Annotated in this window: 20 protein-coding genes, 4 tRNA genes and 2 pseudogenes; 11 read left to right on the forward strand and 15 right to left on the reverse strand. The window is 68.3% G+C overall.

Annotated elements, in window-relative coordinates:
- The 3 genes from P7D22_RS13925 to P7D22_RS13935 all read left to right on the forward strand — a co-directional run.
- The coding region (locus P7D22_RS13925; protein ID WP_319934852.1) for an energy transducer TonB family protein at nt 1-419 on the forward strand (419 nt) is incomplete at its 5' end.
- A 180-nt stretch (nt 420-599) separates the two neighbouring features.
- Nucleotides 600-854 (forward strand): hypothetical protein, encoded by a 255-nt coding sequence (locus P7D22_RS13930; protein WP_319934853.1) that lies wholly within the window; start codon nt 600-602, stop codon nt 852-854.
- 34 nt (nt 855-888) lie between these two features.
- Nucleotides 889-1,143 carry a hypothetical protein gene (locus P7D22_RS13935; protein WP_319934854.1) on the forward strand — a complete coding sequence of 85 codons (255 nt, stop codon included), beginning with the start codon at nt 889-891 and terminating at the stop codon, nt 1,141-1,143.
- A 122-nt stretch (nt 1,144-1,265) separates the two neighbouring features.
- Here the strand turns inward: P7D22_RS13935 and P7D22_RS13940 are convergent.
- A tRNA-Leu gene (locus tag P7D22_RS13940) sits at nt 1,266-1,350 on the reverse strand.
- A 140-nt stretch (nt 1,351-1,490) separates the two neighbouring features.
- Between P7D22_RS13940 and lipB the strand changes: the two genes are divergently transcribed.
- Entirely contained in the window at nt 1,491-2,225 is a 735-nt protein-coding gene (gene lipB / locus P7D22_RS13945; protein WP_319934885.1) for a lipoyl(octanoyl) transferase LipB, read from the forward strand.
- Nucleotides 2,226-2,229: 4 nt separating this feature from the next.
- Here lipB and P7D22_RS13950 read toward each other — a convergent pair whose 3' ends face one another.
- Complete coding sequence (locus P7D22_RS13950) at nt 2,230-2,712, reverse strand: gamma-glutamylcyclotransferase family protein (RefSeq protein WP_319934855.1); 483 nt, start codon at nt 2,710-2,712, stop codon at nt 2,230-2,232.
- A 48-nt stretch (nt 2,713-2,760) separates the two neighbouring features.
- Between P7D22_RS13950 and P7D22_RS13955 the strand changes: the two genes are divergently transcribed.
- Nucleotides 2,761-2,913, forward strand: a complete 153-nt coding sequence (locus tag P7D22_RS13955) for a hypothetical protein (protein ID WP_319934856.1) — start codon at nt 2,761-2,763, stop codon at nt 2,911-2,913.
- A 34-nt stretch (nt 2,914-2,947) separates the two neighbouring features.
- On the opposite strand, the gene P7D22_RS13960 is transcribed toward P7D22_RS13955, so the two are convergent.
- The 4 genes from P7D22_RS13960 to P7D22_RS13975 form a co-directional block, all read right to left on the reverse strand.
- Entirely contained in the window at nt 2,948-3,406 is a 459-nt protein-coding gene (locus P7D22_RS13960; protein WP_319934857.1) for a hypothetical protein, read from the reverse strand.
- Nucleotides 3,407-3,542: 136 nt separating this feature from the next.
- Nucleotides 3,543-4,301 carry an ATP12 family chaperone protein gene (locus P7D22_RS13965; RefSeq protein WP_319934858.1) on the reverse strand — a complete coding sequence of 253 codons (759 nt, stop codon included), beginning with the start codon at nt 4,299-4,301 and terminating at the stop codon, nt 3,543-3,545.
- Between the two features lie 18 nt (nt 4,302-4,319).
- On the reverse strand, nt 4,320-5,387 hold the full coding sequence (locus P7D22_RS13970) for an RluA family pseudouridine synthase (protein ID WP_319934859.1): 1,068 nt from the start codon (nt 5,385-5,387) through the stop codon (nt 4,320-4,322).
- An 18-nt stretch (nt 5,388-5,405) separates the two neighbouring features.
- Nucleotides 5,406-7,235: a tetratricopeptide repeat protein gene (locus P7D22_RS13975; RefSeq protein WP_319934860.1), complete on the reverse strand. Its 1,830-nt coding sequence runs from the start codon at nt 7,233-7,235 to the stop codon at nt 5,406-5,408.
- A gap of 203 nt (nt 7,236-7,438) precedes the next feature.
- Here P7D22_RS13975 and P7D22_RS13980 point away from each other — a divergent pair, with 203 nt between their 5' ends.
- Nucleotides 7,439-8,290 carry an EcsC family protein gene (locus P7D22_RS13980; protein ID WP_319934861.1) on the forward strand — a complete coding sequence of 284 codons (852 nt, stop codon included), beginning with the start codon at nt 7,439-7,441 and terminating at the stop codon, nt 8,288-8,290.
- Nucleotides 8,291-8,292: 2 nt separating this feature from the next.
- On the opposite strand, the gene P7D22_RS13985 is transcribed toward P7D22_RS13980, so the two are convergent.
- Nucleotides 8,293-8,366, reverse strand: a tRNA-Cys gene (locus P7D22_RS13985).
- Nucleotides 8,367-8,591: 225 nt separating this feature from the next.
- Here P7D22_RS13985 and P7D22_RS13990 point away from each other — a divergent pair.
- A tRNA-Asn gene (locus P7D22_RS13990) sits at nt 8,592-8,667 on the forward strand.
- A gap of 50 nt (nt 8,668-8,717) precedes the next feature.
- Here the strand turns inward: P7D22_RS13990 and P7D22_RS13995 are convergent.
- The 5 genes from P7D22_RS13995 to P7D22_RS14015 all read right to left on the reverse strand — a co-directional run bounded on the left by P7D22_RS13995 (nt 8,718) and on the right by P7D22_RS14015 (nt 15,150).
- Entirely contained in the window at nt 8,718-9,890 is a 1,173-nt protein-coding gene (locus tag P7D22_RS13995; protein WP_319934862.1) for a glycosyltransferase family 4 protein, read from the reverse strand.
- 26 nt (nt 9,891-9,916) lie between these two features.
- Nucleotides 9,917-10,672 (reverse strand): ABC transporter ATP-binding protein, encoded by a 756-nt coding sequence (locus tag P7D22_RS14000; RefSeq protein ID WP_319934863.1) that lies wholly within the window; start codon nt 10,670-10,672, stop codon nt 9,917-9,919.
- A gap of 258 nt (nt 10,673-10,930) precedes the next feature.
- Nucleotides 10,931-11,821, reverse strand: a complete 891-nt coding sequence (locus P7D22_RS14005) for a glycosyltransferase (protein ID WP_319934864.1) — start codon at nt 11,819-11,821, stop codon at nt 10,931-10,933.
- A 30-nt stretch (nt 11,822-11,851) separates the two neighbouring features.
- Nucleotides 11,852-12,913, reverse strand: a complete 1,062-nt coding sequence (locus P7D22_RS14010; protein ID WP_319934865.1) for a glycosyltransferase family 2 protein — start codon at nt 12,911-12,913, stop codon at nt 11,852-11,854.
- A gap of 113 nt (nt 12,914-13,026) precedes the next feature.
- Nucleotides 13,027-15,150, reverse strand: coding sequence for an FUSC family protein (locus P7D22_RS14015; protein ID WP_319934866.1), 2,124 nt, complete (start codon nt 15,148-15,150; stop codon nt 13,027-13,029).
- Nucleotides 15,151-15,353: 203 nt separating this feature from the next.
- On the opposite strand from P7D22_RS14015, the pseudogene P7D22_RS23510 reads away from it, so the two are divergent.
- From P7D22_RS23510 to P7D22_RS14030, 4 genes and pseudogenes are all read left to right on the forward strand, one after another.
- A pseudogene (locus P7D22_RS23510) lies at nt 15,354-15,707 on the forward strand (bile acid:sodium symporter family protein); the annotation flags it as partial.
- A 43-nt stretch (nt 15,708-15,750) separates the two neighbouring features.
- Nucleotides 15,751-15,879, forward strand: a pseudogene (locus tag P7D22_RS23515) (hypothetical protein); the annotation flags it as partial.
- 81 nt (nt 15,880-15,960) lie between these two features.
- Nucleotides 15,961-16,290, forward strand: a complete 330-nt coding sequence (locus tag P7D22_RS14025; RefSeq protein ID WP_319934868.1) for a bile acid:sodium symporter family protein — start codon at nt 15,961-15,963, stop codon at nt 16,288-16,290.
- Nucleotides 16,291-16,303: 13 nt separating this feature from the next.
- Nucleotides 16,304-16,379: transfer RNA gene (locus P7D22_RS14030), tRNA-Thr, on the forward strand.
- A gap of 411 nt (nt 16,380-16,790) precedes the next feature.
- Here the strand turns inward: P7D22_RS14030 and P7D22_RS14035 are convergent.
- The 3 genes from P7D22_RS14035 to P7D22_RS14045 are packed head-to-tail and all read right to left on the reverse strand — an operon-like array spanning nt 16,791 to nt 18,399.
- Nucleotides 16,791-17,315 carry a hypothetical protein gene (locus P7D22_RS14035; protein WP_319934869.1) on the reverse strand — a complete coding sequence of 175 codons (525 nt, stop codon included), beginning with the start codon at nt 17,313-17,315 and terminating at the stop codon, nt 16,791-16,793.
- A complete protein-coding gene (locus P7D22_RS14040) occupies nt 17,312-17,599 on the reverse strand; it encodes a hypothetical protein (protein ID WP_319934870.1) in 288 nt (95 codons plus the stop codon). Before P7D22_RS14040 ends, P7D22_RS14035 begins: the two co-directional genes overlap by 4 nt.
- Nucleotides 17,596-18,399, reverse strand: a complete 804-nt coding sequence (locus P7D22_RS14045; RefSeq protein WP_319934871.1) for a metallophosphoesterase — start codon at nt 18,397-18,399, stop codon at nt 17,596-17,598. Before P7D22_RS14045 ends, P7D22_RS14040 begins: the two co-directional genes overlap by 4 nt.
- Nucleotides 18,400-18,432 lie beyond the last annotated feature (33 nt).

Genomic DNA, 18,432 nt, shown 5'->3' on the forward strand with positions numbered 1-18,432 from the left:
GTCGCAAGGCGCTGGCCGACAAGCGCGAACACGCCCGGCAAGCGCAACAGGCTGCGCGTTCCGCGGCCAGGGCCGCGGCGCGGGCCGACGAAGCCCGCCAGGGGAGTGGGCAGGGTTCTGCTCCGGCCGCGCCGAGCAGCGCCGCATCGGGGGCCGAAACGGCGACGTGGCGCGGTGCCGTCGTGGCGCATCTGAACAGTTTCAAGCCGGCATCGAACGGCGCCTCGGGCACCGCTCGCGTCGCCTTCGCGGTCGATGGCGGCGGCCGCGTGGTAAGCGCGAGCCTCGCCGGAAGCTCGGGCGATGCAGGGCTCGATGCTGCCGCGGTGGCGATGGTGCGACGGGCGAGTCCGGTGCCGGCGCCACCACCCGGCCTCGGTGGCCGCATCAACCTGACGATCCCGGTGCGGTTCCACTGAGCCGCGCGGGTTTGTCGCGGCGGTCGTCATCCAGTGTGGATGCCGTGTCGCTGTGGCAAGCTAACAAGGTTTTCACCTGGGCCCCGTTGCAAGGCATGCCAGAAGCGACGTAGCCTTGGCCGAAGGCGACACGCGTGGCGTTCCGTGATCCGCCGACGCCATGCATGAGGGGAGGGGAGCATGGATCAGCTCAGGTGTTCGCCCCAGGTGTCGTACCGGGCCTTCGCGGTCAGCGACGACGGCCGTTTGAATGGGGTTCCGCGCATCATCGTCGCCACTGACGATCGCGAAGCAGCCTTGCAGGCCGAAGGCTTTGTGGATCGGCATCCACTCGAATTGTGGGACGGCGCCCGATTGGTGACGCGCGTCGCGGCGCATCCGTCAGAGGTGGTTCAGCCGGCAGGCCTGCGACCTCAGGGTGTGGAACGCGTGTAGGATCGACGGTGTTCTCCCGTGAAGGAGTGCACCCATGACCATCAAGCTTCTTCTTGCGGCCGTCGCGATAGCCTTACCCGGCGTCGCCTCGGCGCGCGTCTACAACCTCGCGCCTTATCAAGCCGGGGCGGCGGCGGCCCAATACAATTACGAACGCTATGGCGACACCGGCTACGCCCGCGACGGCGATGTTCGCAACACCTGCGTGAAGATGTGTCGGCGCGACACGAACCCCTGCGACCCCCCGGAGTTCAAGGCCGCCGACGGACGCTGCAATCCATTCGATTGAGATCGTGTCTTGATAGGGAGGTTTTGACAGCGGCCAGTCTAGAAAGCCCGACGCTTCCGAACGTCCAACCAGGCTAGATGTCGCTAAGCGAGACGCTGGGTGATCCCCAACTAAGACAACGATGGTGCGGCCAAGAGGACTCGAACCTCCACTAGTTTCCCAACTAGCACCTCAAGCTAGCGCGTCTACCAATTCCGCCATGGCCGCACGAGGGTCGAAACCCTGTCGTTGCCAGCCGGAAGTACCGCATCGGCTTCGCACTGACAAGGGTGGATGCGGCTGGGGTAGAGGTTTTCTGGTGGGGATGGCGGCTTGTGGCTGTCGCGCCGCTCAACTACCTAGCCACCATGCAGCGTAGCGCCTTCGACTCCGACCGCTTCACCGCCGATAGCGCGGACACGGTGGCGTGGATGGTGGCCGAGGCCCCCGTGGCTTATGAACTGGCCGTTGCCACCATGGAGCGACGGGCCGAGGCCATCGCATCGGGACATGCGTCCGAATGCGTGTGGCTGCTGGAGCATCCGCCGCTCTATACGGCCGGGACGTCGGCCCGCGACACTGATCTCGTCGGCGTGGGGCGTTTTCCGGTTCATCGGACAGGGCGGGGCGGCCAGTATACTTATCACGGGCCCGGCCAGCGGGTGGCCTATGTGATGCTCGACCTGAAGCGCCGCCGCCCCGATGTGCGGGCGTTCGTGGCGGCGCTGGAAGCCTGGATCATCGCGACGCTGGGGCGGCTGAACGTCCTGGGCGAGCGCCGCGACGACCGTGTGGGCGTCTGGGTGCGGCGGCCCGACAAGGCGTCCGGGCTCGACGGCACGGCGGCGGAAGACAAGGTCGCGGCCATCGGGGTGCGGCTGCGGCGTTGGGTCAGCTTTCACGGCATCGCGGTCAACATCGAGCCGGACCTCGCGCATTTCGGTGGGATCGTGCCCTGCGGCATCGCGGCCCCGCATTACGGCGTCACGAGCCTGCTCGACCTCGGCCACATCGTGTCGCTGCCCGAGTTCGACGGGCTGCTGCGGGCAGAGTTCGAAGCCCTGTTCGGCCCGACCTTCGACGCAGGTGCCGGGCCGCCGTGAATGGTCACGGGCGGGGCAGTTCGGCCGTCGGCAACCAGGCGTGCAACTCGTCGCAGTAAAGCGGGGGCAGGGGGGCCCGTTCGGCGGCCACAATCACCGCCTCGAGATAGCCGGGCTGTGGTGTCCCTGGTCTCGCCTCAGCCGCGACATAGACCATGGCCTCCTTGCGGAAGCGTCCTTGCCGAATCGGCAGAATGGCGTGGCGATACAGCCCGGACTCCACCTCTTCGAAAGCGTCGAGGGTGGCGATGTCGGCGGCAGTGAGGTCCCAGAGGAGCCCGTGTACCACCCCGGTGCGCACCGGCACGATCGTGGCATAGCCAGCGGCCATGATGATGAAGCGGTGGCCGGAAAGGCTGGCAACGCCAACGTCCCGGGCGGCAGGACACCGGTCCTGCATCGCGTCCCGGTCGAGATTGGCTCCATAGGCGAAGTATAGCGTCATGCGGCCAATCAGTCGGGCATCGATCCGCCCGTCAAGCCGCAAGGAACCAACCTATCGGGCCGGGGTTCAAGCCCCGTCAGGGAGGAACCTATGAGCGAAAAGCCAACTCGCCTCGATCAGCAAGATGCGCGTCAGGGCAAAAGCGGGGTCGGGGTCCGCAATGTGCTGATCGGCGGCCTCGTCCTCGTGATTGTGGCCTTCGTGGTCATCTTCGTGGTGATGTCCTACATGTCGGGGCATTGAAGCGCCTCGCCGCCATGAGGCCTCTGCAGCAGGCTCAGGCGTCCTGCCGCAAGGTCTCGATGGCCTGTCGCCCGAACACTTTGCTGGCCCGAAGGCGCACGGCCGGGACGAACCAGGCCGGTACCGTTTCGGCGTCGTCCATGACGGCCATCAGCAAGGCCAGGCAGGCGGGTGTCGGTGTCTCGCCCACCTGATCGCTGAGCCATGTCGCGGTGTCCTCGGTCAGGATGCCGCTTGGGCGCTGGTCCCACACCACGAAGTCGCTGAGCAGTTCCACCAGCAGGTCGCCCCAGGCCCGGCATTTCTCACCCCGGCCGCGTTCGATCGCCAGCATCGCCTCGGCCTCGGCGCGCGACCGTAGCCCGAGGCCGAGGTCGGAGCGCCGAAGGGCCGCAACGTCTTCCTTGGTGATCTTCCGCTTGCCCAAAACGGCGTCGAGAGGGCTCGCCGGAAAGGTGTCGCGAAGGACGGACTTCGGTGAAAGCTTGGCCATCATACGCATCCCCTTGTTGCGGGCAGAATGGGGGCGCCGGATAAACGGTCGCTGAATACTTATGCTTGCGATTTTCTCACGGTTAAGCGGATCAATACGAAGCGTCACCGCTTCGTGAATTCAGCTCATCGCATTGTCACGGTTGCAGCAGGCGAAGCATCCGGGCGGCGGTTTGCATATCGGTCCACCGATGCCGCCGTCGCTCCGCCGCCTCGTCGTCCGGCCCCCATTGGGCGATCTGGTAATCTTCGTCCACATGGGCGGCGGCCCAGGCGGCTTCGGCCTCGAGCCGACCGTCCGCGAGCGCCAGGGCGAGCAGCGCCGACCCCGTGAGCGTCGTCACCACATGCAGGGCGCCGAGCCGGAAGGGTGCCGCAGCATCCTGGCCCAGGACGGTCGAGAGCGCCTCAATCAGCCCAGCGGTCGTGTCGGGAGGCTGGGTGATGAACATCACGCCCTCGCCGGTCGTCACCGCCACGCCGAAGCGCGCGTGCGCCCACGCCAGCACAGGATCCCAGGCGAAGCGTTGCGCCGCCACCAGATCGGCCGGCTGCGGAGCCCGGTAGGCGAGAAGATCCGAGCCGCCATAGCGGACGATCTCGTTGCGTACCGCCCCGGCATTATGGCCGACGCCGTCGATCACCGAGTTGACCAGCCGCGTCATCGGCATGTCGCGGGGATCGATGCGCGTCTCGACGGCATTCCATTCGGCTGCCACGGCGGCGGCGAGCCCCGGATGGGGCAGCACGATCGCGTTGCGGGCGGGTGTCCGCGCCGGCTTGCCGTCGAGCCGCAGCGCGAAGCCCTCGCCCTCGGGCGCGATCGTGGCTTCCTTGTAGAAGCGCTTGGGAAAGGACGCGCCGGGTTGGCCGGCCGAGAAGGGGTCCATGGTCATCGCAGGAGTTTGGTCACGCTATTCGGGGGCGTCTTCGATCGGATCGCGCGTCGCGACGTCGAAGCCGAACAGATCCCAGCTCTTCTGCATATGGGGCGGCAAAGGGGCCGACACGTCGATGGTGCCGCCCCCCGGATGCGGCAGCACCAGCCGGCGTGCCAGCAGGTGGAGCTTCGGCTCGACGTCGCCCGGGATGGCCCGCAGAGGGTCCATGCGGCGCGGCTTGCTTTCCACGCCGCCGGTGTATTTCGGGTCGCCCACCATCGGATGGCCGATCGCTTCGGCATGGGCGCGCAGCTGGTGGGTGCGGCCGGTGATCGGCTTCATCGACACCCAGGCGAGGCGCGGCGCCACCTTGTCGACGACGCTGTAGAGCGTCACCGAATGCTGGGCGTCGGCGTCGCCGTGCTTGGCGACGCGCATCTTCTCCAAGGTGGCGCGCTCGGCATCGGTGCGCGGGCCGGAGCGGCCCGTGGTGCCCATCCCGTCGCCTTTGGCCAGGAACAAGGAGATGCGGCCTTGCCCGGGCTTTGGCACGCCTTCCAGCAGCGACCAATACACCTTTTGGGCCTGCCTGGAGCGGAACGCATGGCCGAGGTCGGCCGCGATCTTGCGGTTGCGCGCCACCAGCAGGACGCCCGACGTGTCCTTGTCGAGGCGGTGCACCAGCAGCGGCCGGTTGCCGCGCTGGTCCGTCAGCGCTTCCAGCATGCCGTCGATATGCTGACGGGTGCCGGAGCCGCCCTGCACGGCAAGGCCGTAGGGCTTGTTCAGCACGATCAGGTCGCGATCCTCGAACAGGATCATGTCGGTCAGGGCGCGCCGGTCGGCCTCGCCGCGCACCGGAGCGCTGCGGGCGATCTCGGGCGCCTCGGCGGGGTCGAGGCTGAGCGGCGGCACCCGCACCAGTTGGCCCTCCCCGAGCCGCGTCGACACTTTGACGCGGCCGCCATCGACCCGCACCTGGCCGGTGCGGACGATCTTGTTGAGATGGGCCAGCGACAGCGCCGGGACGCGGCGCTTGAACCAGCGGTCAAGTCGCATGCCGTCTTCTTCGGACGCGACGGTCAGGGTTTCGACGCTCATGGGTGCAGGGCCTGGCGTTCAGCCGCCATTGTTCTTGGTCGGTTCCGGGGCGGTGACGGCCGGCGGTGTCGTCGAGGGAGCCGGAGGTGTGCCGCTGTCGGCCGCGGCCGGGTGCTTTTCTTCCGGCAACCCGTCCTTGATCTTGGCCTGGATGGCGGGAAGGTCATCGGCATCCGGATTGAGGTCGCGCGCGTGGTTCCACTGGAACTGCGCCTCGAGCTTGCGGCCCATCCGCCAATAGGCATCGCCCAGATGATCGTTGATGGTGGGGTCGGACGGCTTCAACGACACGGCACGCTCGAGATCCTTCACGGCTTCGTCGTATTCGCCGAGCTTGAAATGCGCCCAGCCGAGGCTGTCGACCACGTAGCCGTCTTCCGGCCGCAGCGCCACGGCGCGGCGCAGCATCTTGAAACCCTCGTCGAGGTGGATGCCCTTGTCGATCCAGGAATAGCCGAGGTAATTGAGCACCAATGGCTGGTCGGGGTAGAGCGTCAAGGCACGCTTGAAGTCGTCCTCGGCCTTCGGCCATTGCTTGTCGCGCTCATAGGCGATGCCGCGGAAATACAGCAGGCCCCAAAGGCTCTTCTCGCCCGGTGCCGTGGCGTCGATGGCCGATGTATAGCTGGTGATGGCATCGTCGTAGTGCTTCGCTTCGCGCTGCATGTTGCCGAGCGTGGTCCAGGCCTCGATGTCCTTGGGGCGATCCTTCAGCACAGCCTGCAACGCCTTGATGGCGTCGTCCTTGCGGTCGAGCGCGTCGAGCGTCAGGGCGGTCTGGATATCGGCGTTGGGGCGCAGCGGGTTCTTGGGCGGCACCATCTCGTAGACGTCGATCGCCACCTCGTTCTGCTTCAGCCGCGCATAGGTGTCGGCCAGGGTCACCATGACGAGGCTGTTGTCCGGCGCAAGATAGAGCGACAGCCGCAGGTAGATCAGGGCCGCGAGGTCGTCGCCCTGCCGGCCGCCGGCGGCGCCGAGGCCGTACAGAACCTCGGCGGCCCCGTCCTGGGCGCTTCGGATCAGCGGCTGCAGCGGCTTGTTGGCCTTCAGGTCGGCCAGATCCGCCTCGATCAGCGGGTGGTGCGGCAGCACGTCGTTGAAGGACGAGAAGATCGTGGCGGCCTTGGCCTGATCGCCGTGGCGGGCCAGGAAACGCCCATAGGCGTCGGTGAGGCGCAGGATCGTCTTGTCGGCCGCATAGGCGGCCTGGAAGCGCTTGGTGGCCTCGGTCGCGTCGCCCAGAAGATCGGCGATTAGCGCCGCATGATAGTCCCTGAACACGCCGAGGTTGCTGTCCGTCATGCTGTCGACGGCTGCGAGCGCCTTCTTCTCGTCGCCCTGGCCGGCCCAGGTCCAGGCAGTCAGCAACGTGGCGGTCACGTCGCGTTCGCGGCCGGGGCCGCCGCTCATCAGCTGGCGGCGAGCCGCCACATAATGCTTGTCCTTCATCTGCTCGACGCCGAGCACGAGGTGCGACAGGCCGTTCTTCGGATCGGACTTGATGAGCCGGCGCGCGAAATCGAGGCCCTCGCTGGTGTCGCCGTTCGACAAGGCCGCCACGAAGGTGCGTTCCAGCAGCTCACCATTGTCCGGATCGGCCCGCAGCGCCTCGCGGAAGAACGTCGCGGCCGCGAGCGTATCGCGGTCGGCGCCCGCCACCAGGGCCGCAAGGTAATTGCCGACGGCGCTTTCGCCCACTTCGAACGGCTTTGCGATGGTGATCACGTCCCGGGCTTCGGCGACCGCCGGGACGCCCGCCAGCAGAACCGCGGCCGCGAGCCAGGCACGCCCGCCTCGCACCAGGGCGGATCGCGACACGGAGGCGCGCAACGAAAGCTGAACCAAGAGATAGCCTTTCACGGGTCCGTGCGACGGCACGGCGACGCGGGAACATCGAAGCGGTCTGTGCGAGGAAGATGTCCTTTTTGCGCAAGAGGGGCAAGCGCCGCCATGCACCCGCCAAGCGCGGTTGCGTCGCCCGGATGTTTCGACCCACAGTGGCGGACGCCACGGCGGCCCCGCCTATCCCAACCCCGACACGAGCTCCCATGACCACCGACGTCCTCGCGCCCGCCACCGACCTCGTGTTCGCAGGTTCCCTCAGCCCGGAAGATCGCGACATCCTGCGCAACGCCATGCGGACGCTGGAGCATCCCAGCCTGCCGGCGCGGCTTGGCGCGTTGCTGGGCCAGCAGATCGGCCTGGCGGGTCGCTTCGTCCCCGATGCGGTGGTGTCGGCCGCCAATTCCGCCGCCAATGTGGCCCTGCGGACGGCGCTGCGGGCCGCCATCAAGACGCTGCCGAAGACCGCCTCGACCAAGACGTCGCGCTGGCATACGGCCCTGGCGGCGATGTCGGGCGCTGCCGGCGGTCTATTCGGCCTTGCGGCGTTGCCGGTCGAATTGCCGGTGTCGACCACCATCATCCTCCGATCGATCGCCGGCATCGCCCGCCAGGAGGGGGAGGATCCGCATGATCCCGGCACGGCGCTCGCCTGCCTCGAGGTGTTCGCGCTCGGCGGCGGTCAGGAAGCGGGCCCTGCCGGCGAAGGCGGCTATCTGGCGGTCCGCGCCGCCTTGGCGAAGTCCATCCAGCAAGCGACCCGCGTGGTGCTGCAACGCGGTCTCGCGGATGAGACCGCGCCCACCCTGGTGCGGTTCATCGGCCAGATCGTTTCACGCTTCAGCGTCACGGTCAGCCAGAAGGCGGCCGCTCAAGCCGTGCCGGTGATCGGCGCCGCCGCGGGCGCCGCCATCAATGCGGCCTTCGCGGAACACTACCAGGCCTTGGCGCGGGCGCACTTCCAGGTGCGTCGTCTCGAGCGGCTTTACGGTGCCGAGATGGTCAGGGAAGAATACCGGCGGCTCATCAGTGTCGAAACGGCGCCGCACGCCGCGTGATCTGGAGGCCTCGCCCGGAATCGAACCGGGATGCAAGGATTTGCAGTCCTCTGCGTAGCCACTCCGCCACGAGGCCTCTCACGCCAAACAAAGTCGGCGTGCGCTGTCTTAGACCAGAGCGCTCGCGAGGGGCAAGCGCGAAAGCGTCCGCCTCAGGCCCCACGGACTGCGTGTGGGTGGCGGGCTGCCGTGTCGGTCGTGTCCCGATCCACAAGCCCAGGCGGCGTCCTCGAATTGAGGCTTGCATTCCCGTCCGAGCCTCGCTATCAACCGCGCCGTGACGGGGAGACAATCTCCCTGTTCCCCGATAGCTCAGTTGGTAGAGCATTCGACTGTTAATCGAATTGTCGCAGGTTCGAGCCCTGCTCGGGGAGCCACATCCTTCAAACAACCACGGCATGCGTGCCAAGTCGTTTGATTCGCGCCTTCAGCGCCTGCTCAGCAACGCATCGTAGAACCCGGTCATCGCTGTGGATACCGCCGAAACCGTGTAGCCGTCGAGAACGCGGGCGCGCGCCGCCGTGCCGAGGCTGGCCACCAGGGGGCGATCGGCCGCCAATCTTGTGAATGCCTCGGCCAATGCGGCGACATCGCCGGGCGGCACCACGAGGCCTTCTTGCAGGGGACGCACGAAGGTCGCGCATCCCGGCGTGTCGGTGGTGACGATGGCCCGGCCGGCAGCAGCGGCTTCCAGCAGCGAGCGCGGCAGGCCTTCGCCGCCGAGCGACGGCACGCAGGCGACATGGTGCGTGCGCCACACGGCCCGGACGTCGCGGGTCGGGCCGACCCACTCGACGCCCGGCAGGGCGCCAAAGGTCCTCAGACGGTCTTCCGTCAGGGAGCGCGGGTTGCCGGGGTCGATGGCGCCGACCAGCGTCAGGGTGACGTCGGCGCCGCGTTGGCGCGCCAAGCCGAGCGCCGCGACCGCGACCTCGATCCCCTTGGAATGAATCATGCGGGCCACGATGGCGATCCGCAACGGCGTGCCGTCGGGCAGAGGCAGCGGCGATTCGATCTCCGGGTCGATTCCGGCGCCACCGACAACGAGCAGGCGCGCATCGGTCTGCGTGAAGCCGAGGCCGCGCGGATCGTCCCGGTTTTCGAACACGAAGCCGGCTCCCCGGCCGCCAAGAGCGTGACGCAGCAGAGCGCCGAGCCCCCGCTGGGTCAGGCGCGCCCGCAGGCCCCGGGCGGCCCCCAGCAGCCCCATCCCGGTCAAGGCATGGACGCGGGCCGGCACACCCGTGAGACGCGCCGCGAGCCCGGCCAGCACCACCACCCGCAGCGACACGATATGCACCACATCCGGCCGCTCGGTGCGGAACAGCGCCGCGAAGCGGGCGATCTGGCGCAGGTCGCCACGCCGGCCGGCGGTCGCGCGGTCATAATCGGATGCGATCACCCGGATGCCGGCTGCGGCGATGCGCGCAACGTGGCGCGGATCGTTGTTCCGCAGGTGAACCGATACCGCGAAGCCCTGGTCCCGCGCGGCTTCGGCCAGCACCAGGAAGTGGGACACGAAGAACCAGTCTTCCGTAATGACGAACAGCAGGCGGCGCGGCCCAGGCGACCGGTGTGCCGCAAGGGCCGACGAATCCACCTCAGCGCGGCCGCATGAAGGCCGCCTCAGAGGCCGGGCGCGTCGGCATAAAGGTCGAGAACCTCATCGACGTCGCCCGACGCGACGATTGCGCCGCTCTTCATCAACACGGCCTTGTTGCAATAGCGTCGCAGCGTTTCGGGCGAATGCGACGCCAACACCAGGATGTGGGTGTTGCCGATGAAACTCTCGATACGGGTCTTGGCCTTGCTGGCGAAAGCCGAGTCGCCGACGCTGATCATCTCGTCAAGCAGCAGGATGTCGGGGGCGCGCGCGGTCGAGATCGCGAAGGCGAGCCGCATCGTCATGCCGCTCGAATAGGTGCGCATTGGCAGGCCCAGATAGGGACCGAGCTCCGAGAAGGCGGCGATCTCCTCCATCCGGCCTTGCGCTTCCTTCTGGGTCATACCGACGAAGACGCCCCGCAGGACGATGTTGTCGGCTCCCGTCAGCTCCGGGTCCATGCCCATGGTCAAGTCCAGCAGGGACGATACGGAGCCCTTGATCTCGGCGCTGCCGCTGGTGGGCTCGAAGGCGCCGGAGAAGACGCGCAGCAAGGTGGATTTGCCGGCGCCGTTGTGGCCGACGAGCGCCAGCCGGTCGCCCGGCTCCAAGCGGATATTGATGTTCTGCAGGGCTTTGACGGAGACGATATCGCGCCCGTTGGCCGCCACGGTGCCGCCGACCTGGCGCATCAGGGCGGTCTTCAGCGAGCGCCCGCGGGAATTATAGATCGGGATTTCGACGCAGGCGTCCGTCAACGAAATGAAAGGCATGCTCATGCGTGTCGGCCCGGCCGTGGCGTTTGTCCCACCACGACAGGCTGGATCGACCAGCCAGCGAAGATCACACGCGCCGCACAGGGTCTGCGGCACCGCGTCGGGCGAGGGAAAAGGACTGGACTGCTCAAGGGGAGGATGGGCCCGCCGCTATAGACACGGATCGCCGGTCCGACGGTGGCGCGGCCTTGCCACCGCGGCACGGAGTGAGCGGGCTTATAGGTCGCAGGGGTGGACCCGTCAAATAAGGCCGGGCGTCGATCAGGGCAGGATGGGCGGAGGCCCGAGCCGGCCTGCTAGGCCGTCGCGCAGGCCGAGCAGCAGCTGGCGTGTCACCGCCCAGCGGAACCGATGCCGCACCAGGAATGCGGCCATCTGCAGCGGCAGATAGGCCAGTTGGCGCAGCTTCCAGCCGAGCGGGATGTGGCGGAGCCGCAGGCCGTAGATCGTGTTGCGCAGCAGGCAATACATGCGGAACGGCCGCTGGTTCGGCATGCTCCAGCGTAGGCGTCCGCCGCCGATCACGCCCGATCCGACCGAATGGGGCATCGTGCACGCGGTGTCGAGCCAGCACGTGAGGCCCGCCGCCGTGGCCCGGAAACACCATTCGAGGTCGATGCCGTCGATGAAGTAATCGTCCCGGAACGGCCCGACCCAGCGCAGCGCGGCAGCCTGGATCAGCGACCCCGAGGTGGGCAGAAAGGCGACGCGCCGGAGGTCGCGGCCAGCGTCGGCCGCCGCGAACCGGTAGGTCGGCGCCTTGCCCGGGCTGCCCGGTCGCGCCACCAGGACGGGACCCACCACGGCGGGATGCTCACCGGCGTCGACGAGGCGCGCCCAGGCGGCCTGGAGCCGGGCGATCAGGTCGTCCGGAGGGCTCGAATCCTGGTCGAAGAGCGCCACCGCGTCGGTGTCGGCGGCCTCGGCGGCGATGAGGTTCAGCGCCGCCCCGATGCCGCGGTTGCGGCCTGCGTCGATCAGGGTGAGGTTGGGCAGGCTGGCGAGCCGCTGCCGGAGGTCAGGCGGCAGGGCGCTGTTCATCACCACCACGACGCGGGTGCTTTGCGCCGCGAGACCGTCGCATAGCGCCGACAGGTGGACCGGGTCGGGATGGAACGCCACCACGCCGGACAGAACGGGGCGCGGCGGCACCGGGAATGGGGCAGGGCGGGGGATGGCCGGTCAGCCGCGCGGTTCGTCGGCCTGCTGCTGCAGCAGCGCGGCCCGGTGGTCGACCGGCATCCGTAACAGCCGCCGGGCGATGCCGAAGCGCCCCTGCGTGGCGATGCGGCCGAAGCCGTGCATCCGTAACGCCCCGATCATCAGCCGCAAGGCGAGCCCGGCAAGCCCGGCCATGTGGGGCAGCAGGAGGTCGCGCATCGCATCGAGGGCCGCTTCCATGCCGGCATCGTCGTGCCGTCGTCCGGCGCGGGCATATTCGCCGAGCAGCGCCTTGACGAAGCGCGGCGCGATGGCGGTCCGGGCCAGCGTCCCGCCCGCGCCGGCCGGTCTTGCCCCATAGGCCTGCAGCACCTTGCGCAGGTAGATCATCCGCGATCGCCCCATGTGGGGCGAATAGCTGGTCGAATGGGGGTAGATGCGCCACAGCGTAACCGGGCGGTCAATGAAGACATTGTCGAAGCCGCCGTCGAGCAGACGGATAAAGAAATCGTCGTCCTCGTAGCCGATCAGCCGTTCGTCGAAGCCGCCGACGGCCTCATAGGCGGTCCGGCTGATCAGCGATGCGGACGGCAGCACAAACATATCGTCGCGCAGGCAGGCCTCGACGGTTCGCTTCGGATGCGCGGTCGGCCGCGTGCGCAGGAACTGGCGGGTCAACAGCGTTCCTGTTTCGTCGCCTTCGTCGAGATCGGCGTAGCTCCATCCGAGCGTGGCGTCGCCGGGACGGGCCGCGAAGGGGGCCAGCAGGGTTTCGAGGTGGTCGGGGTACCAGGCATCGTCCTGGTCCAGGAAGGCGATCAAGCTCGACGTCGACTGCGCCACGCCATGGTTGCGGGCCGAAGACTGGCCGCCGTTGGATTTCTGCAACAAGCGCACCGGCAGCCGGGTGGCGAGATCGGCCACCAGCGCCGGGCCGGCATCGGTCGAGCCGTCGTCGACCACCAGGCATTCGTCCGGCGGCCGCGTCTGGTCGAGAACGCTGCGCACCGACTGCTCGATGAAGCGGGCGCCGTTATAGAGCGGGATGATGGCGACGATCGTCGGGGCGGCGGCTTGGCTCATGACATCACCTTGCATGGCCACGGGTGCGACGCCAAGCGTGCGACCTTGTGCCGACGGCCCCGATCGGGCAGCGCGGCCCGCTTCGCCATCAGGGCTTGGATGGTCCGAAGGACTCATCCCGGCTCTGCCGGAGCTTGGCCTCCGTCCGCCAGCCCCGGGGCGTTCTCGGCGGCCGTCCAGGCTGCGTCGATCACGCCGATGGCACGGCGGATGCGCTCGAGCGCGCTTCCAGGAGAGGCCGCCGGGGCCGGGTGATTGACCGCGCGACCCGACGCGAGATCCACAAGGGCCACCTCGATCCAGCGCCGCCAGGCTAACAGGTTGGTTCCGGGCGTCAGCCCACCGCGGGCCTCGTGCTGCAGGGCCATCAGGGCGCCGCCGAAGCGTCGCAAGGCGGCATCCACCACGAGGCCCGCCTCGATTTCGTGGTTCCGCACCCGGCGCGGCTCCTGCATGGCGCGCGACAGGGCCGCCTCGAGGTTGTTGCTGGCCACCCCGGCGGCCCGGCGTGCGGCCGCTTGGCTGCCCCCCGCGGGCGAACCGAGATCCCCTAAGACCGAGGCCGCCAGGGCCGCATAGGCGGTCAGGGTGCCGCCGACGTCCTGGCGCAGTCGGTGCGAATCCCAGCTCGGCCACAACAGGAGCGAAGCGGCCAGCGCGATGCCACCCCCCAGCACCGTATAGCTGAACCGCATGCCGGCGATCATGGCATCCGAATGGCCCGGTTCGGCCACGTCGAACAACACCACCACGAGCGGCGTCAGGCAGGCGATATAGGCGCCGTAGCTCACCTGCCGCACCGAGAAGCCGATGATGCAAAGCGGCACCAGCAGCACGGCCTTGACGGTGCCGCCGTCCGGCAGAAAGGCCGCGGCAGCGCCGATGAGGCCGCCCAACAGCGTGCCGCCGACCCGTTCCAGCACGCGTTGCCACGTGGCGGCGAAGTAGGGCTGCATCGTCAGCGCCACGGTGATGGTCAGCCAATGGCCGTAGGGCGACCACCAGATCATCGACCAGGCCAGCGCCGGCAGCGTCAGCGCCGTCGCTCGTGCGGCATGGCGGAGGATGGCGGAGCGCCAGGTCAGGTTTTCCAGCAAGGGCTGCACGACCAGTGCCATGACCAGGGTGGCGGCCGACGGCGACCCTGGCTGGGGCAGGGCCGGGCGGTCATCCGGCAATGCGGTGCGAACCATGACCCGGCAGGCGTCCGACACGGACGCCAGCGAGGGCGCCAGGGCCGGCGCGGCGCGCCCGCACTCCGCCACCTGCCGCAGCGCGGCTTCGATGCGATCGGGCCGTACGGGCGCGCCACGGGACCAAAGGCTGAACACCGGCCTGAGCAGCCGAAGCGCCCGGGCGCCCGATCGGCGGATGGGCGCCGAGCCACCCTCGAGCACATCGCCGAGGCCGATCAGGGCCGAGAACATTGTTTCGGCCGTCTCGAGGTCGAGCACGGCCCGTCGCACCCAGGCCGATGACGGCCCTCGGGCCCGCGCGGCGCCACTCACGTGCTGGCGCGCCTCCTCCAGCATCATGCGGCTTGCCCGTCGATGCGCGCGGGCGTGGGCGTCCCATCCGGCCTCATCGGTCTGGCTGAGCGCCAGCACGCGGAGATCGTGCGCCAAGGCCGATAAAGTGGCCCAAACCTCGCCCAAGGCTCGCGCGGCAGGCCTGTCCGGCTGAACGCGCCAGATCGCCAACGTGAGGAGCACGGCCCAAAACCCGCCGCCAAGGAAGCTCAGCAACAGCAGGGGCGCCGCATCGGCCCGCAACGGGACGTCGATGGCCAAGGCAACCGTGACGATCAGCACGTTGCCGATCGCCTGCGCGGCGGCGCCCCACACCCGCGCCATGCTGCACAAGAACACCGCGAGCCCCGCCACCGGCACCACCACGGGCCAGGACAGGTTGCGCAACAGCCCGAACCCGACCCAGGTCAGGGCGCCCAGAACCGTGAAGGCCAGGAGCGCCCGCACCCGGCCTTGCAGCGGACCGCCGGCATCGCAGAAGCAGGTCAGGTTGGCCGCAAAAGCCGCCAGCAACAAAGGAAAGGACTGCACCCACAGGCTGACCAGCACCAGCAGCCCCGACGCCACGGCGGCCCGCACCCCTTCGGCCAAGCTGAAGCCGCGAAGGTCGATGCCGACCGGCAGGCGGTCGAGGTGCGCCCCCGGCCGCCGGGTGGTGCCACGCTCGTGCCAGGGTCGCAGTCGTGGTGCCAGCATGGTGTCTGTCATGCACCGCTCCGGCGCGCCTGGCGACCCCCCGCGGCCGCATGGCGCCCTCGCCTCGAAAGCGGCCCCGGCCTTCGGTGCCGGATGACAGGGCTGTCCCGCTGCGTTTAAGACAAAGCCGATCGGTCCGCTGGCGGGCCGCCTGATTGTTCCGCACCAGGGTTTTGGCCGTGTTTGTTCGCCTGTTCCCCGTTTGGACGCTGCTGGTGGCGGCCTTGGCGTTCTTTCTGCCGGCCACCTTCCATGGTGTGCTGCCCTATGTGTCGCTGCTGCTCGGCTTCATCATGTTCGCCATGGGGGTGTCGCTCAGCCCCGCCGATTTCCGGCGTGTGGCGCTACAGCCCGGCCCGGTGCTGGCCGGGCTCGGCCTGCACTACCTCATCATGCCGCTCGCAGCTTATGTGATCGCCAAGCTGCTGGCCCTGCCGGACGATCTCGCCACTGGGATGATCCTGGTCGGCAGTGTCGCGAGCGGTACCGCTTCCACCGTGATGGTGTTCTTGTCGGGCGGCGATGTCGCCTTGTCGGTGACCATCAGCGCCTTTTCCACCCTGGTGGGCGTGATGGCGACGCCGTTTCTCACCCGCTTCTATGTTTCGGCCGATGTGGCGGTCGACACCGTGGGGTTTGTTGACCGGCATCGTCGAGGTCGTGGCGCTGCCGGTGGCGCTGGGCCTGATCGTCAATCGTGTGGCGCATCGGCTCGTGGCGCGGCTCGAGCCGGCGCTGCCGACCCTATCGATCCTGGCGATCCTGCTGATCATCGGCGCCGTGGTGGGCAATGCCCAGGGCGCCATCGCGCGGGTCGGCCCCTTGGTGTTGCTGGCCGTGGTGCTGCATAACGGCACCGGGCTGCTGGGCGGCTATTGGGGTGGGCGACTGTTCGGCTTCTCGGAAGGCGTGTGCCGCACCCTGGCGCTCGAGGTCGGCATGCAGAATTCCGGTCTCGCGGCGGCGCTCGGCCTCAAATATTTCTCGCCCCTCGCGGCGCTGCCTGGTGCCATCTTCTCGGTCTGGCACAACCTGTCGGGCTCGTTGCTGGCCGGCCTCTGGGCCGCCCGCCCACCCGAGGCCCACCCCACGCAAGCCCCCATCCTGGCAGCCCCATACAAGCCCTTGCCACCCAGCCGCGATCTGCTATGAACCACCCCGTGATGCCGCAATAGCTCAGCTGGTAGAGCACCTCATTCGTAATGAGGGGGTCGGGGGTTCGAATCCCTCTTGCGGCACCACCTAACTCGCTAAATAAACAGAGTTTTTCCGAAGGCCAATCCCAGCCACACGGTCCTTGGACTTAAATCCGGACTTAGATCGGGTCACCGTGACCACTATGCCGCCGTGGCCTCAGAGGGGAGCGGATCGTTTCGTGTTACAAATCGATGGCAAAGTCGCCGTTCCACCATCGATTTGTAACATTGCTTCGCACCCCTTGATCCCGATCCGCTCCGGCGCGATCGTGCGGCCATGGACGATGGATACCGAAGCTTCCGCCCCGAGATCCTCGAAGGCCTGGAGCCGACCCGCAAGCGGCCGCACGGATGCTGCGTGCCAGAGGGTCTGGTCACGACACTCTCCGATGAGGAGATGGACATGATCATGTCGGCCCCCGACGATCACTTGCCGGACGACCGTCTCCCGAAACCCTAGCGGCCGTCCTCCGGATTGTCGGGCTCGACCACGGGCATTACCTGCACCGCCCCGTGTTTGGCGTCGAACAGCCAGACGGCGCCGTCAGAGCGCGCGACCGCCGGGGTGGCGTCCTGCGGCTTGGCGGCCACCGGCGGATCGACGATCACCACCTCGCCATTCGCCACGCCGACGTGCAACTTTGCCTGACAACTCGTCACCTCGACCGATCCCTGGACGACTGGCTTGCCGGCTGGGGCGGCGAACAGCAGCATGGCGCCGTCGTAGCAGGAGGCGCCGCCCCGGTCGGCCCAGATGACGGCGGTCGGCACCCCGTCGACCGTCATGCTCTGGTCGAGGGGGAACGACACGGCTTCGGCTACCCGCTTGCCATCGAGCATCAGGTTCCGGTTGCCCGAAGTGCCCGCCACGGTCAGCACGTGGGAGCCGAGGCGCAGCGGGTATGACCTGGCCCAGGTCTCGGCCGCCGTGGCCGGGGTGGCCGTGAGCATCAGGGCGGTGATGGCGGTCCTGGTCATCATGCGATATTCCTCTCGGCCCACGACTTCAGGACGTCGTGCACGTTGTCGGGCAGCGCGACGTCCCGGTCACGCGCCGCTGCCAGCAGATGCCTGAAGGCTCGCTTCCGGGCGGCCGCGTTGCCTTCGTCCGCGTGCGGCATCGCGCTTGGCCTTAGGGGCCAGGTACGCTGGTCGGCCGCAGCCAGGAGGGCGTCGAAGGCCCACTGGTCCTCGTCGATGCCCTCGGCATCGCCTGCCCGCAGGTAGTCGTAAGCGAGCGCGCAAATCGCATCGACCACCGTCACACCTCCACGATCACGGCAGGGTTCCAGCGGCCCTGCTGGATCTCTCCTGAATAGCCCCTTGGGTTGCAGACCACACGCGTCTGGTCGACCACGTAGTCGGACGGCACGTGCACGTGGCCGTGCACCCACAAAGCGGGCGCGTGCTTGACCATGAGCCATTCAAGGTCCGAGGCGTAGCAGGGGTTCAGGTCGTCGTGCTGGACCATCAGCGACCTGGCGTGCGGCGCATGGTGCGTGACCACCACGGTCGGCCCGTCGAAGGCCGTCGCCATTTCCGTGTCCAGGAACTCCATGCTGGCCCGATGCCGGAACAGCAGGTCGGTCGGCCTGATGGGCTTCGTCGGGCGCGAGGACGAAGGCCTCCGCATGCGGCCGTAGTCGTTCATGCCGTTCTGGGCGACCCGCATCCAGTGCGCGGTCCCGCCACCGGTCCCGGCGTTGATCCTATAGTCGGTCCACAGCGTCGCGCCCAGCACCCGAGCCCCCGCGATCTCGACCGCGTCGTCGGACAGCAGGTCGACGCCCGTCACCGCAGCCGCGTCGCGAGCCTCGGACAGGATCCGGTCCATGGTCAGCCGCTCGGCCGTCTCGGGAGGCTGCCAGTAATCGTGATTGCCGGGCACGTAGACAATGCGGTCATGCGGCAGTTGCCGCCGCAGCCAGGCGATGGCGTCCGGCGCCGGGCCGCAAACGTCGCCGGCCGCGATCACGGCATCGAACGGCTCTGCCGGGCGCACGAGGTCGAACGCGTTGTCGCGGTACTCCTGATGCAGGTCGCTCAGAATCCAGAACCGGGCCACTGGGGGCCTCCTCGGTTTCGCTGTTTCGGGAAT

This window comes from Lichenihabitans sp. Uapishka_5 (assembly GCF_033947565.1).
GTDB lineage: Bacteria > Pseudomonadota > Alphaproteobacteria > Rhizobiales > Beijerinckiaceae > Lichenihabitans.

Excerpts from the sequence above, each read along its gene's own strand:
- P7D22_RS14010 (WP_319934865.1), bottom strand. The coding sequence starts at position 12,913 with ATGAGCCAAGCCGCCGCCCCGACGATCGTCGCCATCATCCCGCTCTAT.
- P7D22_RS13930 (WP_319934853.1), top strand. The coding sequence starts at position 600 with ATGGATCAGCTCAGGTGTTCGCCCCAGGTGTCGTACCGGGCCTTCGCG.
- P7D22_RS14035 (WP_319934869.1), bottom strand. The coding sequence starts at position 17,315 with ATGATGACCAGGACCGCCATCACCGCCCTGATGCTCACGGCCACCCCG.
- lipB (WP_319934885.1), top strand. The coding sequence starts at position 1,491 with ATGCAGCGTAGCGCCTTCGACTCCGACCGCTTCACCGCCGATAGCGCG.
- P7D22_RS14015 (WP_319934866.1), bottom strand. The coding sequence starts at position 15,150 with ATGACAGACACCATGCTGGCACCACGACTGCGACCCTGGCACGAGCGT.
- P7D22_RS13965 (WP_319934858.1), bottom strand. The coding sequence starts at position 4,301 with ATGACCATGGACCCCTTCTCGGCCGGCCAACCCGGCGCGTCCTTTCCC.
- P7D22_RS13960 (WP_319934857.1), bottom strand. The coding sequence starts at position 3,406 with ATGGCCAAGCTTTCACCGAAGTCCGTCCTTCGCGACACCTTTCCGGCG.
- P7D22_RS13955 (WP_319934856.1), top strand. The coding sequence starts at position 2,761 with ATGAGCGAAAAGCCAACTCGCCTCGATCAGCAAGATGCGCGTCAGGGC.
- P7D22_RS13935 (WP_319934854.1), top strand. The coding sequence starts at position 889 with ATGACCATCAAGCTTCTTCTTGCGGCCGTCGCGATAGCCTTACCCGGC.
- P7D22_RS14000 (WP_319934863.1), bottom strand. The coding sequence starts at position 10,672 with ATGAGCATGCCTTTCATTTCGTTGACGGACGCCTGCGTCGAAATCCCG.
- P7D22_RS13970 (WP_319934859.1), bottom strand. The coding sequence starts at position 5,387 with ATGAGCGTCGAAACCCTGACCGTCGCGTCCGAAGAAGACGGCATGCGA.
- P7D22_RS13980 (WP_319934861.1), top strand. The coding sequence starts at position 7,439 with ATGACCACCGACGTCCTCGCGCCCGCCACCGACCTCGTGTTCGCAGGT.